The organism is Halalkalibacter sp. APA_J-10(15), assembly GCF_023017105.1.
Taxonomy (GTDB): domain Bacteria; phylum Bacillota; class Bacilli; order Bacillales; family Bacillaceae_D; genus Halalkalibacter.
In genome coordinates, this window is sequence record NZ_JALKEV010000001.1 from 287,352 (window position 1) to 301,628 (window position 14,277).

The 14,277-nt window shown below is 41.7% G+C and carries 14 protein-coding genes; 11 read left to right on the forward strand and 3 right to left on the reverse strand.

The features are described from left to right. Positions 1-87 precede the first annotated feature (87 nt). Positions 88-1,398 carry an FAD-dependent oxidoreductase gene (locus tag MW695_RS01330; RefSeq protein ID WP_247102039.1) on the reverse strand — a complete coding sequence of 437 codons (1,311 nt, stop codon included), beginning with the start codon at positions 1,396-1,398 and terminating at the stop codon, positions 88-90. Positions 1,399-1,711: 313 nt separating this feature from the next. Between MW695_RS01330 and prfA the strand changes: the two genes are divergently transcribed. From prfA to MW695_RS01355, 5 genes are all read left to right on the forward strand, one after another. After that, positions 1,712-2,782 (forward strand): peptide chain release factor 1, encoded by a 1,071-nt coding sequence (gene prfA / locus MW695_RS01335; protein WP_247102042.1) that lies wholly within the window; start codon positions 1,712-1,714, stop codon positions 2,780-2,782. Then, positions 2,769-3,659: a peptide chain release factor N(5)-glutamine methyltransferase gene (gene prmC / locus MW695_RS01340; RefSeq protein ID WP_247102045.1), complete on the forward strand. Its 891-nt coding sequence runs from the start codon at positions 2,769-2,771 to the stop codon at positions 3,657-3,659. The genes prfA and prmC overlap by 14 nt, the downstream gene beginning before the upstream one ends. 124 nt (positions 3,660-3,783) lie before the next feature. Beyond that, positions 3,784-4,407: a stage II sporulation protein R gene (gene spoIIR / locus MW695_RS01345; protein WP_247102048.1), complete on the forward strand. Its 624-nt coding sequence runs from the start codon at positions 3,784-3,786 to the stop codon at positions 4,405-4,407. Positions 4,408-4,471: 64 nt separating this feature from the next. After that, positions 4,472-4,912 carry a GNAT family protein gene (locus MW695_RS01350; RefSeq protein WP_247102051.1) on the forward strand — a complete coding sequence of 147 codons (441 nt, stop codon included), beginning with the start codon at positions 4,472-4,474 and terminating at the stop codon, positions 4,910-4,912. Positions 4,913-5,115: 203 nt separating this feature from the next. Beyond that, complete coding sequence (locus MW695_RS01355; protein ID WP_373647757.1) at positions 5,116-6,153, forward strand: L-threonylcarbamoyladenylate synthase; 1,038 nt, start codon at positions 5,116-5,118, stop codon at positions 6,151-6,153. A 173-nt stretch (positions 6,154-6,326) separates the two neighbouring features. Here the strand turns inward: MW695_RS01355 and MW695_RS01360 are convergent, their stop codons facing one another. Further along, positions 6,327-7,235 carry a cation diffusion facilitator family transporter gene (locus MW695_RS01360; RefSeq protein WP_247102053.1) on the reverse strand — a complete coding sequence of 303 codons (909 nt, stop codon included), beginning with the start codon at positions 7,233-7,235 and terminating at the stop codon, positions 6,327-6,329. Positions 7,236-7,259: 24 nt separating this feature from the next. Further along, positions 7,260-7,847: a TetR/AcrR family transcriptional regulator gene (locus MW695_RS01365; protein WP_247102055.1), complete on the reverse strand. Its 588-nt coding sequence runs from the start codon at positions 7,845-7,847 to the stop codon at positions 7,260-7,262. A 268-nt stretch (positions 7,848-8,115) separates the two neighbouring features. On the opposite strand from MW695_RS01365, the gene MW695_RS01370 reads away from it, so the two are divergent. The 6 genes from MW695_RS01370 to upp all read left to right on the forward strand — a co-directional run bounded on the left by MW695_RS01370 (position 8,116) and on the right by upp (position 13,893). Beyond that, positions 8,116-8,655: a manganese efflux pump MntP gene (locus tag MW695_RS01370; RefSeq protein WP_247102066.1), complete on the forward strand. Its 540-nt coding sequence runs from the start codon at positions 8,116-8,118 to the stop codon at positions 8,653-8,655. Between the two features lie 106 nt (positions 8,656-8,761). After that, positions 8,762-9,208, forward strand: a complete 447-nt coding sequence (locus tag MW695_RS01375; protein ID WP_247102069.1) for a low molecular weight protein arginine phosphatase — start codon at positions 8,762-8,764, stop codon at positions 9,206-9,208. A gap of 12 nt (positions 9,209-9,220) precedes the next feature. Beyond that, positions 9,221-10,522, forward strand: a complete 1,302-nt coding sequence (locus MW695_RS01380; protein ID WP_247102074.1) for a methyl-accepting chemotaxis protein — start codon at positions 9,221-9,223, stop codon at positions 10,520-10,522. 33 nt (positions 10,523-10,555) lie between these two features. Next, positions 10,556-11,107, forward strand: coding sequence for a TIGR01440 family protein (locus MW695_RS01385; protein WP_247102076.1), 552 nt, complete (start codon positions 10,556-10,558; stop codon positions 11,105-11,107). 123 nt (positions 11,108-11,230) lie between these two features. Continuing rightward, entirely contained in the window at positions 11,231-12,484 is a 1,254-nt protein-coding gene (glyA, locus tag MW695_RS01390) for a serine hydroxymethyltransferase (protein WP_247102078.1), read from the forward strand. 779 nt (positions 12,485-13,263) lie between these two features. Next, positions 13,264-13,893, forward strand: a complete 630-nt coding sequence (gene upp, locus MW695_RS01395; protein ID WP_247102080.1) for a uracil phosphoribosyltransferase — start codon at positions 13,264-13,266, stop codon at positions 13,891-13,893. The last annotated feature ends 384 nt before the right edge of the window (positions 13,894-14,277 follow it).

A 14,277-nucleotide genomic window follows, 5' to 3' on the forward strand; every position in this document is an offset into this window, starting at 1 on the left:
TCCTTCCTTCAACCTCTACTAAACACTTTTGTCTCCCTCCAAGCTTTTTTCTTCGATCTGAAAAGATTTTTCACAGTGACATTTAGGTCACTCTCGTCTCCGAGCGGTTTGTTGAATCGGATCCCAAACACTGTTATAAGGAGGCGCATAGGCGAGATCTAAATGCTCTAATTCATCAATCTTCATTTCGTTATAGAGAGCGGTTGAGAGGACATCGATTCGTTTGTCGACACCTGCATGACCGATGATTTGTCCACCGAGAAGCTGATTCGTTTCGCGGTGATAACAAAGTCGAACGGTTAACCTCTCAGCTCCAGGATAATAGCCGGCAATATGCCCGATTTCGGTGGTCATTTGATTATATGGGTAGGAAAGCTCCTCTAACTCACGACTTGATAGGCCTGTGCGCCCTAACGTTAAGCTGAAGAATTTAATAATCGATGTACCAACAATACCTTGAAAGGGTGTAGGCTGACCAATCATTGCTTTTCCTGCTAGTCTTCCTTGTTTATTAGCGTGTGTACCAAGAGGGATATAATCGTTCTTTTGCTTGATACGATGGTATTGTGTTGCGCAATCACCTGCTGCATATACGTTTTCTACATTCGTTTCCATGAAACGATTCACAATCACTGCACCGTTGCGATGAAAGTGAAGGTCAGAGTTAGAGAGAAACGATGTGTTGGGCGTCACACCGATTGCCACGACAACTAGATTAGTACGAATAGAAGCTTGATCCGTAATCACACGTTCGACACGTTCGTTGCCTGAAAATCCTTCAACGGTTCCATGAAGCCGAACGTTAATACCATTCTTTTCTGCTTCTTCTAGAATCATGTTGGAAAAGTCTTCATCGAAACTAGCAGCAAGCTGGGTCGCTTGTTCGATAATGGTCACATCTTTCCCTATTTTAATAAAATTTTCAGCGAGCTCCAGTCCGATATAACCACCTCCGATGATTGTGATATGCTTTTTTTCTTTCGCATCGGCCATTAATTGTTCAGTATCGGGAATTGTTTTCACTGTATGAATTCCTTCCAAGTCATTTCCTGGCCATGAAGGAACGATAGGACTAGCCCCTGTTGCAAGTAGCAGTTTGTCATATGAAAGGGAGAAGTCAACACCACTTACGATTTGGTTCTTTAGGTCAACCGAAGTCACTTCATGCTTAGTCCGAGCGTCAATTCGGTACTTATGACGAAAGGTTTCAACATCTCGAGCAATGAGATCGGTTGTTGATGAAATGAGTCCTCCAATAACATAAGGAAGACCACACTGTGCATACGAATAGATCTCTCCTCTTTCTAGTGTGATGATCTCCGCATTCTCGTCATGTCGGACAATTTGCATCGCAGCGCTCATTCCAGCTGCATCACCACCAATAATGACATATCTCATGTGAACCACCCTTTCTTACTATTTATGATGTAGGTAGTATGGCGCTTGAATAAGTTTACTACTAGTATTCCCCTCTTTTTTCATGGTGAAGCATGAATTTTAAGAAATAGCTGGAAGTTTGGGGTGATGAGCAGATTCAGTTACATACGTGACGTTTTTCTAAAAGAACCTTACTATTAGAAAAGCTCTACTTCGTTTTGACGGACGATGCACGACTCAAAAAGGCGCTGTGTATCTTTCTTATTTGACCACCGTAAGGCAATGTACTATAATAGTTCTGTTATACGATGGAATATGATGAGGTGAAAAATCCGTGTTAGATCGTTTACAATCTTTAGAAGATCGATATGATCGATTAAATGAGTTACTAAGTGACCCTGATGTCATTAGCGATTCAACGAAATTGCGTGAGTATTCAAAGGAACAATCGGATTTAGAAGAGACTGTACAGGCGTATCGTGACTATAAAGAAGCTAGTACACAATTGAAAGATGCTAAAACGATGCTTGAGGATAAGCTTGATGATGAGATGTATGCAATGGTCAAAGAGGAGATGGATGAACTATCTACGACGATTGAAGAGCTTGAAGCTCGCTTGAAAATATTATTACTACCAAAAGATCCGAATGATGATAAAAATGTCATCGTTGAAATTCGCGGAGCTGCTGGTGGAGATGAAGCGCAGCTATTCGCGAGCGATTTATATAAAATGTATACTCGTTATGCAGAAGCACAAGGCTGGAAGGTTGAAGTCATTGAATCGACAACAACAGAGCTTGGTGGCTTCAAGGAAATCATTTTCAGTGTGAACGGAAACGGTGCCTATTCTAAGCTTAAGTATGAAAATGGAGCTCATCGTGTGCAACGTGTACCGACAACCGAATCAGGTGGTCGAATTCATACGTCAACTGCTACGGTTGCTGTTCTTCCTGAAGCGGAAGAGGTTGAAGTGGAAATTCACGAAAAGGATATTCGTGTGGATACCTTTGCATCAAGTGGTCCTGGTGGGCAAAGTGTTAATACGACGATGTCTGCTGTGCGCTTAACACATGTTCCGACTGGAACGGTCGTTTCTTGTCAGGATGAGAAATCACAAATTAAGAACAAAGAGAAAGCGATGAAGGTTCTTCGTGCGCGTGTATATGATAAATTTCAGCGCGAGGTTCAGGCAGAATATGATTCCAATCGTAAGCTTGCGGTTGGAACCGGTGATCGTTCAGAACGGATTCGCACGTATAATTTTCCACAAAGTCGCGTGACCGATCACCGTATTGGTTTAACGCTTCAGAAGCTAGAGCAAATTTTACAAGGGAAGCTTGATGAAATCATCGATGCTCTGATCGTTGAAGAACAAGCGGAAGCGATGCAAAATGCCGAACAATAGGACGATCCAAGAGGCTCTTCAATGGGCTTCTTCTTTTTTAGCTGAAAGGAAGCTGGAGCAACCAGTCGGCGAATTGCTACTACGGCATTATTTACAAGTGAATCGGACACATTTTTTGATGATGCTGCAAGAGCCACTTTCTAAAGCAGTGTGGAATCAGCTATCGTCTGATCTAGAACAACATGCACAAGGGGTTCCTGTTCAGCATTTGATTGGATATGAAATCTTTTATGGGCGACGCTTTAAGGTCAATGGTGATGTGCTCATCCCACGTCCAGAAACAGAGGAGCTTGTGGAAGTGGTGAGTGAGCGCGCGCAGAAACTTTTTCAGGAGCGAACGATTCAGGTTGTTGATGTCGGGACTGGGAGTGGAGCGATTGCCATTACGCTAGCCCTTGAAAATGCTCAGATGAATATAGAAGCGATAGATATCTCACCACAAGCGATAATGGTTGCTAAGGAAAATGCACGTAGCCTAGAGGCTGATGTTACGTTTATGAATGGGGACTTACTATCTCCCTATGTATTGTCGAAAAGAAAAGTCGATGTGGTTGTATCGAATCCTCCGTATATTCCTGTACGTGATGAAGGAAAGTTGGCGGTTCATGTTAAGGGGCACGAGCCGCATTTGGCACTTTTCGGTGGTGAGGACGGGTTAGATGTATATCGTACGTTTATGACGGAACTTCCACAAGTAATAGAAGAAACGGGCTTAGTCGCGTTTGAAGTAGGTATTGGGCAAGCGCAGACGGTTTGTGAAATGTTATCAACAGTTTTTCCACACGCTGTGACTGAAATCAAGCGAGATATTAATGGGAAAGAGCGAATAGTAATTGCTTATGGAACGATGACGACGCGTCCATTACGTCGTACGTAGTCATTACATCGGCTTGAGGGTTTTATGAAGGTGACCTTCTTATCTTTCAAAAAAAGAAAAATGATAGGTTTAAATACCGCTCTCTTTGACGAGAATAATTCGTGAAGGGGCGGTGTTTTTTATTATGAAACCAAATGTTGTTATTTATCTATTATTCTCGTTATTTGTTATAGTCGTTAATTGGGAAGCTCAACATTCGCTTGCGATAGCTGAGCTACATCAGGAGGTTAATGAAGAGGAAGCCATTCGCCTACGCATTCTAGCAAATAGTGATTCAGTAGCTGATCAAGCTTTAAAGCGTGATATACGTGATCGAGTAAATGAAGCGATTACGGAATGGGTGTTACATATAGATGATATGGAAGAAGCGAAAGCGACGATTGAAGCTAATTTAGTAGAAATTGAGAAGATTGTTGCACAAGAATTAGAGCGTTATGGCTTAGAGCAAGGTTATGAGGTCGACTTTGATGCTGTTAATTTTCCGACGAAGCTGTATGGTCACCTTGTCTATCCAGCGGGTATATACGATGCTGTATTAATTACGCTAGGAAAAGGAAATGGTGAGAATTGGTGGTGTGTCTTATTCCCACCTCTATGCTTTATTGATATGGCGAATGGAGATGCAATAGAGACAACGGATGATGAATTTGAAGAAGAAATTGCTGAGGAAACAGATGAAGAGGAGATTGAAGTTTCATTTTTCTTTGTTGAGTGGTTTAGTGGATTATTTGAGCGTATATTCGGATAAGAGGCATAAATGAGACAAGCCTTGCATATAGTTTAGTAAGCTAGTAGAAAGGAAGTGGCTTGCTATGGCTATAGTTGTCCGAAAGGCAAAGCAAGAGGATTTGCTGAAGGTGCAACGGTTAGTTGCGAAAGCAGGATTACGAGATGAAGGTATTGAACATATAATTGAACATTTCTTAATTGTTGAAAACGATGCTGAACAACTAATTGGAACGGTAGGAATTGAAATGTATGAGGAGGTCGGTCTATTAAGATCACTCATTTTGCAATCGCCTGAATGGGATGCCAAGCTAAGCTTGGAATTTCTGCAATTAACGCTGAAATATGCTGAAGAGCAGAAGCTTAAGACCGTTTATTTATGTGCGAAGGCGACTAGTGCATTGTTTCATCAGCTAGGGTTTAGAGAGGTTGTCAAAGAAAGTATTCCGAAAGCGATCCAAGAATCAGCTCATTTTAAAAAGCATCAAACGGATGATGTGAAAATTTGGTGTTGTCACATTGCCTGAAAAGGGTTACTTATCTACAGGTTGTCCACAAGTGTGGATAACCTCTTTCGCATTGAAGGAACACGGAGAACGAGCTAAGAAGGAAGGAGATGTTGTGACTGATGGATTTGATTAAAAAAACCCGAGATTACGTCGAAATATGAATGAAATATTGACATCGTGTGGCTTCACTTGCAAAATGGAGAAGTTAGGAGCGATGAAAAGTGAGTTATAAACAAACAAAACGATGGATTGTGGATAAAGATGATCAATTTTTACATAAAAGTAGTGAAATAAAGGAAGCAGCGTTGTGGATAAAAAATGGAGATGTCATTGCCTTTCCAACGGAGACGGTTTATGGACTTGGTGCAAATGCTCTTGATGAAGAAGCAATTCAGAACATTTTTCAAGCGAAGGGAAGGCCGAGTGATAACCCATTAATTGTCCACATTGCTAAGGAAGAGCAGTTAAAGGAATTAGTGATCGACGTTCCGTTAGTAGCGAAAAAGCTCATACATGCCTTTTGGCCGGGACCGTTGACGATTATACTAAAGCGTACAAATAGCATAGCAGAGAGTGTAACAGCGGGATTGGACACTGTTGGCGTGCGAATGCCATCACATCCGATCGCTTTAACTCTTATAGAAGCAGCAGATGTTCCGATTGCCGCTCCAAGTGCCAATCAATCAGGTAAGCCAAGTCCGACAAGCGCGAGCCATGTCATTCATGATTTAAATGGAAAGATTGCTGGTGTTGTTGATGGAGGTGTTACGGGCGTCGGAGTTGAATCAACAGTTGTTGATTGTTCTGTGGATAGAGTGATACTCTACCGACCCGGTGGTGTCACGAAGGAAGAGATTGAAGCTGTGATCGGCCCGATTGAAGTCGATCCTTCCTTGCAAGCTGAAACTGAAGCCCCGCGTTCACCTGGAATGAAATATACCCATTATGCGCCAATCGGTCAACTGTACGTCGTTTCAGACTGTGGAAAAATCAACAATTATGTACAAGAGGCCAGAGCAAAAGGACATCGAGTCGGTGTGCTAACGACGGAGGAGAGAAAAGCTAAATATGATGCTGATATTGTCGTCGCCTGTGGAAAAAGAGATGACCTATCAACAGTTGCGCAGAAGTTATATGATAGCTTACGTACGTTTGATCAGCAAAAGGCTGAAATTATTTATGCGGAGGCATTCCCGAAAGAAGGAATTGGCATTGCGATCATGAACCGACTTGAGAAGGCGGCGGATGCGGTTATTTAGGGCTTTTGGGAGGAATCGAGGAAGGGGGAACATCCTCGAAATTTGTCATGTGAGTGCTTTCGATCAGAATTGGAGCGTTTTCACGAGCAGTTAGAGCGCTCGCTTTAATATATGAAGCGCTTTCGATGGCTTTTACAAAAACAAGAGCCATCGAAACGGCTCTTGCATCTTCATTAAACGGCCCATTTCTCATCCTTTGTAAAGGAGACAGTTAACCATTTTTGATACGGTAAATGGTCGGTTGCGCTTTTAATTTTCTCGCGAATATCGTCTTGCTGATCGACAGATTGAATCAAGGAATGCTCATTTAAAATAAAGTCAACCTCAACAAAGAGTGTTCCGCCGACTTTAGCTAGGCGGACATACATTTTCTCTATTCTCTCTTCTTGTTTAATCTTGTTAAATAACTGTTCATAGCTTGCTTGTATAGATTCATCTGGTGCCATTTCAAGTATTTCGCGACACGCTTTGATCATTTCAGTAATCGGAACCTTCAGAAAGACCCCAGCAACAAATAGGACCATGAGCGGATCAATATACGGTGTGAAATGAGCATAGGGTGTAGTTGAGACGAGTAAAGCAGCTAAAAAGCCGAGTAACACAGCCGCGCTTAAATACATATCCATTTTCCACTGGTTGGCTTCGGCTTGAACGAAGCCTAATTGGTCGCTTCCCTTCTTCAAATGCATATATATACCTAAGCAGAGTATAGTAGATAGCAGGGCATACAACATGGCATATCCAAAGTTGACCTCAGAACCACCTGAAAAAAGCGTTATTCCTGAAGAAACAATAGCTGTGATACATAACAGCAAAATAGCTGTATATTTCACTAATAGTACAATAGGCTCGACCATTTGCTTTCCAAAAGGAAAGCGTTTGGAATCTCGTTTACGAATGAAATTAGCACCTAATAAAGATAGCAATGATAATTTCACACTTATTAGTGAATAGAGACCATCAAAAACGACCATTTGTGAGGAAATAAGAAAACCCCAAATGATCGCAATAACCGCAAGTAGAAGCGCCCCGTAGATGGAAAGCTGAAGTAATTGCTTTTCCTTTTTGTGAGACGGATTCATGTTAGTACCTCCATTTTTTATATTTTATGACTGATTGTCAGTCAGTGAACTCGAAATAAAAAGTAGTAGCTGTTGCTTCACTTCACGAACAGAAGTCGTTTGTTGATTTCCGAAAAAATAAGACTCAGCTGTGGATTCTATCAAATTGATAATCATTTTTGTTAAAGAAGAGAGTTCGATTTTTGATTGAATCCCACCTTCATCGATCCCTTTTTTCAATTGAGATTCAATCCAGCTGTAATAAGGGGCGTACATTTCCTCCCAGCGTTCATACGTATGATAATAGGCGAGTCCGGAATAACAAAGCTTAATCAATTCATCATATTGATCTGTAATCGCAAATGTCTCGTCGACAACAACAGTGAGTATCTCTATCGTTGAAGCGTAATCGTCTACGTTTTCTTGAATCGATTCAAATAGGGTCGTTAGAATGCGTTCAGCAATTGCTGGAACTAGTTCATTCTTAGATTTGAAATATAAATAAAATGTCCCTTGAGCTACGCCGGCTTGTTTGACGATATCAGAAACAGAAGTGTGCTCAAAGCCCTTTTCCTTAAAACGGATAATCGCTGCATCAACGATAAGTGGTAATTTATTTGCTTTTTTTGCCATGTATCTTCCTCCTACAATTAAAAATGACTGACTGTCATTCATTAATAGTATAGCAATAAAAAAGAGCATTTGCAAATGCTGACAAGTTACTACTTATTAGCTATCATAATTTAAGATCAAATAAGTGAAATACTTTACGAGGAAGCGATATTATTTGATAATTGAGGGTGTGGATAAAGTACCCAACTCGCTCATTGACTTCATTTTCACGTCTTTTTCCTACTGTTTGTGCATACATATGGACTAGCACGGACAAGGAGTGAGCGAGATGGCGGAATGGGTCACGTTAATGATCATGGCATGTGCACTTGGGATGGATGCTTTTTCTGTTTCACTTGGAATGGGAATGGCGGGACTACGTATCATGCAAATTTTCCGTATCGGTCTTGTGATCGGTGCGTTTCATATCGTTATGCCATTACTTGGGATGGTGACAGGTAAATGGCTTTCGCAATATGTTGGTATGATAGCTCACTATGTTGGCGGTGGGCTACTTCTATTCATAGGTGTTCAGATGGTCATAAGTGCATGGCGCCAAGAGGAGGAATCGCTCTTGCAACCAGTTGGTTGGGGCTTACTGCTATTTGCCATTAGTGTTAGCTTAGATAGCTTTTCGGCAGGCTTAAGCTTGGGCATTCTTGGGGCAAAGACGTTAATGACGGTTGGCATGATTGGCTTGATGAGCATGGTACTTGCTTGGTTAGGTCTAATAGTAGGGGCTAGATTTCAGCATGTAATTGGTTCCTACAGTGAACTGTTAGGAGGGTGTATTTTAATTGGCTTTGGCGGCAAGCTACTTTTTATGTGACTAAAGACCTGTTTTAAATGATGTAGGTTTTTGGGGATGTCTATGGTAAAATTAAGGATATACTAACGATATTCGCCATAATTCGCTCAAAAAGGAGGTTTAATGTGTGAAACGTGTTCTATTTATTTGTACGGGAAACACTTGCAGAAGTCCTATGGCTGAAGCACTGTTACGGGACAGGATGGGAGAAGCAATTGAAGTGAAATCAGCAGGATTACATGCTTCGACGATGTCAGCTCTGTCAGAAGGGACAAGAACCGTACTAGAAGAGAAAGGGATCTTTGTTGCCCATTCTGTTCAAGAATTGACTGAAGATTTAATCGATTGGGCTGATTTGCTATTAACGATGACAGAGTCGCATAAGCAATCGATTCAAGTGTTTTTTCCAGAAGTGAAGGAGAAGCTTTTTACGTTAAAGGAATTTGCTTATGAACAGGAGAAGGACAGCGATATTGCTGATCCGTTTGGGGGGACGTTAGAGCAATATCGTACAGTTGCCCAAGAGATAGAAGGGTGCTTGGAACCCCTAATTGAAAAATTAAACAGAAAGTAAGAGGTGGCTCATATGGCAGAGGAGAAAAAGAAGTACCGAGCAAGTATTCGCAAGAAGCTAGTGTTTGGAGTAAGTGGACTATCACTAGTCACATTTGGTACGAGTGCAATATTTATTTTTATTCTTGGTGATTTCTTGTTAAATATATTAGGTGTTAGCATGCAAACGCTTATTTTGCTTACATTACTTAAAGGTGTTCTTTGGAGCTCAGTCTTAGGTTATTTCGCCGCACCTTATATTACAAAACCAATACGTGAGCTAGAACAATCAGCAAGGCTGGCGGCTGCTGGTAATATACAACAGGACATCACGGTGACGAAATCAGATGATGAAATTCGTTCACTGGGGTTAGCCTATAATGAAATGCTAGCGAATCTACGAAATATGGTGAAGGATATTGATCATAATTTCGAGCAAACGAATGCGAAAGTGACAGAAATGGAGCAATCCTCACAATTAGCGCAGCAAAAAGCAAAGGAAATTGGTGTGACCATACAAGAAATATCAGAAGGAGCTGAACAGTCAGCAGTCGCCTTGAATGGGACAGTTGGCTTAATGGAAGAGTTAACAGACATTGCTGGGGAGGTTCAAGCTCGTGCGCAGACATCGAAGAAATCATCAGATGAAATGGTACATACGTTAAAGGATAGTCGGGAAATCTTTGATTCATTAGTGAATGGGATTAAGCAATTAGCAACCGATAACCAGCATTCCTTGAAGGCGGTTAGTCAACTAGATGAGCAAGCGAAGCAGGTTGGCGATATTATTTCACTAGTTGGAGATATTGCCGGTCAAACGAACTTACTTGCTTTGAATGCATCGATTGAAGCGGCGCGTGCAGGTGAACAAGGGAAGGGATTCGCAGTAGTGGCGGATGAAGTTCGAAACTTAGCTGATGAAAGTGGACAAGCTGTACAAAATATAACTGAGCTCATTCACAGCATGCAAACTGAGGTACAAAATGTCGTGAAGCAGATTGGTGATCAAGTCGACTTTGCCCGTGAGCAATCTGAAAAAGGAACGACGACGAATGAAGCGATTGCAAATGTTGAACAATCTGTCTTAGAGGTTGCGGACGTGATTGCGGATATTTCGACGATGATTCACCGTCAGATGGATGCAATTAAGAGATCGAGTGGACAGTCTAAAGAGGTGGCAGCTTCGATTGCTGAAACGACAACAGCAAGTACAGAAAAGGTAGCGACAATCACTTCTGAGCAAGCGCAAGTCATTGATCAAATGTCGGAAACAGCGAATCTGCTCTCTGGTCAATCAAAAAAATTGAAAGTGACAATCGAACGATTTACGATATAAAGGTATTCATGTCATACTGTAAGGAGGCACTAGATGGAGCCGTTCACAAAACAACTATCAACTGATTTAAAGGTGGCATTAGCTGACTTACAGCAGGCTTTTCCTTTTACAGAGGATTCCTTACTCGTCGTAGGCGCTAGTACAAGCGAAGTCATTGGCGCGCAAATTGGTTCGAAAGGTTCAGAGGCAGTAGCGGATACAATCTTTCAAGTATTGGCAGAGATCCGTGCACGTACGAATGTGCAGCTTGCTTTCCAATGTTGTGAACATTTAAATCGTGCGCTTGTCGTAGAACGCAAAACAGCACGTGATCGTCGCTATGAGATCGTTAGTGCGATTCCAATTCGGACAGCAGGAGGGGCTATGGCAACTCATGCATTTGGCCAATTGGATGACCCTGTCCTTGTTGAAACCATTCAGGCTGAGATGGGGATTGATATCGGTGATACGTTCATCGGAATGCATCTTCGTCCTGTTGCTGTTCCATTAAGAAGTACGGTTAAAGAAATAGGTCAAGCTCATGTAACGATGGCTTACACAAGGCCGAGACTCATCGGTGGTATTCGTGCCGTCTATCACGAATGAATCTGAATGAAAAATATTTTTATAAAAATAATGTACGGATTTAAGGCCGTCTTATGTTAGAATATATTCTGAGATAGGACGGTTTCGTTCAAATTCCGAAAGATGAAGGGAAGGGTATGAGAGATGAAATCATTACCAAAACAAGATCCGAAAGTATTTGCTGCGATTCAACAAGAGCTAGGTCGACAAAGAGATAAAATCGAACTGATTGCATCAGAGAACTTTGTAAGTGAAGCTGTTATGGAAGCACAAGGCTCTGTATTAACGAATAAGTATGCAGAAGGATATCCTGGTCGTCGTTACTATGGTGGCTGTGAATATGTTGATATTGTAGAGGATATCGCTCGTGATCGTGCGAAGGAAATCTTCGGTGCAGAATACGTCAACGTTCAACCGCATTCAGGTGCTCAAGCAAACATGGCTGTATATTTCACGATTTTAGAGCCGGGTGATACAGTCTTAGGAATGAACCTATCACATGGCGGACACTTAACACACGGAAGCCCGGTGAACTTCAGTGGAGTTCAATATAACTTTGTTGAGTATGGTGTTGATAAAGAAACGCAACGTATTGATTACGATGCTGTTCGCCAGTTAGCGATTGAGAATAAGCCGAAGCTCATTGTAGCAGGTGCAAGCGCGTATCCACGTGCGATTGATTTCGCGAAGTTCCGTGAAATTGCAGATGAAGTGGGCGCTTATTTAATGGTTGATATGGCTCATATTGCCGGTCTAGTAGCTGCAGGGTTACACCAAAATCCTGTCGAGCATGCTCATTTTGTCACGACGACAACACATAAGACATTACGTGGACCTCGTGGTGGAATGATTATGTGTCACGAGGAGTTCGGAAAGAAAATAGACAAGTCCATTTTCCCTGGTATTCAAGGTGGCCCACTTATGCATGTTATTTCCGCAAAAGCTGTTTCATTTGGAGAGGTTTTAACTCCTGAATTTAAGCAATATGCTCAATCTATTATCGATAATGCAAAACGTTTAGGTGAAAAGCTTATAAATGAAGGTGTAAACTTGGTTTCAGGTGGTTCTGATAATCACTTGCTTTTACTTGACCTACGTACGTTGGAATTAACGGGGAAAGTAGCAGAGGAAGCATTAGATTCAGTTGGTATCACAACGAATAAAAATACGATTCCTTTTGATCCGGAAAGTCCGTTTGTCACTAGTGGTGTTCGTATCGGTACAGCGGCTGTGACAGCACGAGGGTTAGATTTAGAAGCGATGGATGAATTAGGTGAATTAATCGCATTGACGTTGAAGAATGTCGATAACGAAGAGAAGAAGGCAGAAATTCGCAAGCGAGTAGCGTCTCTTACAGCGAAATTCCCAATGTATCCAGGTCTTGGGGATTTAGTGTAGTATTATGATATAGAAGAGAATAGAATAGGTAGGCCAATGAGAAGGGCGCTGAAAAAGTTTGGTTTTTAACTTTTTTGGCGCCCTTTAAGTAATGTGCGAAACGGTTGTCTGTTTTGAAAGCATATTACGTGTGAGCTTTTCGTATCAAGCGAGCTCAAATGAAAGGTACTGGAAAAGGTGATTGATACGTGTTCAGTGGCTTCCTAATTAGCTCCTACAAAAGTATGAAGGCGAGGCAGGCAGTGTGAGAACAACAGAAGAAGCTTTCGGGGCTATTCAATGAAAAGCGTTGTTCTTGTCGGAGTTAAAGTCTAAGCGGAACATCATTCCGTTAAATGAAAGATATACGCTGTTTGAGTGTACGAAGTGGAACGTCATTCCGCTAATGCGAAAAAATAAGAGAGAAACGAAACACAAATAGCTAAATAACGGAATGGGGTTCCGGAAGGGTAGTTAAAAAAGGCTATATGAAGGAAATAACGGAATGGGGTTCCGTTAAGAAGAGTGAACGCGAATGTAGGGAGAGGTGTCTTCTCTGTACGTTACACATTGAAACAACTGTGTGCGCGCACGACTCTTGCTATCGCGTATGACGGATCATATCAAGTTTATCTTTTTCAGTGGCTTTATATCAGGATGAGTGGAAGGTTCCGTAAATTCAAAACATTTAATTTTTATCATTCTTGCAAGAAAATCGCCCATATAGCTTGAATGAACGTGTCTTTTTTTGTAGAATTTCAAAGAGTGTAAAGAAGTCCGAATACGAAGGAGCCTTAATGATGAGTAAAGTATTTGTATTTGATCACCCGTTGATCCAACATAAATTGACGTATATCCGCGATAAATCGACTGGTACGAAGGAATTTAGAGAGTTAGTTGATGAAGTATCTGGTTTGATGGCCTTTGAGATTACTCGTCATTTGCCGACACAAGAAGTGACAATCGAAACACCTGTAGGAAAAGCGACATCTAAAACGATTGCTGGGAAGAAGCTTGGTCTCGTACCTATTTTGCGAGCAGGTTTAGGTATGGTCGATGGAATTTTACGAATGATTCCTGCAGCAAAGGTGGGACATGTCGGCTTGTATCGTGATCCAGAAACATTAAAGCCGGTCGAATACTATGTGAAGTTACCGAATGATGTCAATGAGCGTGAGTTGATCGTCATTGATCCTATGCTAGCTACTGGAGGATCAGCGATCGATGCGATTACAAGTATTAAAAAGCGTGGTGCAACGTCGATTAAGCTTATGTGCTTAGTAGCGGCTCCTGAAGGGGTAGCGGCTGTACAGATGGCTCACCCTGATATTGATATTTACTTGGCGGCCATGGATGAGAAACTAAATGAAAAAGGCTACATCGTTCCAGGCTTAGGGGATGCAGGCGATCGCCTTTTTGGCACGAAATAAAAGGATTGAAAAATAAGGGGAAGAACAAAGGGTGCTGAAAAAGTCTAGTTTTTAACTTTGTCGATGTCCTCGGAGAAGCTCAACTATGATAAAAGGCATGGTTGGGCTTTTTGTATTGAAGTAGATTTTGTCCTCGGCGTGCGGGGTGGCTGTTAATCGTTCACGCGTTTCGCACCTGTATGTAGCGAAATGAAGGGAATTGTCATTCCGCTAAAGAGGATATTTGTTTGCAGAAGTGATTGAAAGGGAATCCTCATTCTGCTAATTAGGCAGAATAGATGAAAAAAGAGGCTGAAAAGGCAAATAGCGGAATGAGGATCCGTTCAATAATAGTAGGCGCGGGTCTACGATGAAATTCCATCATGTACATGCTCCCGTTACCCG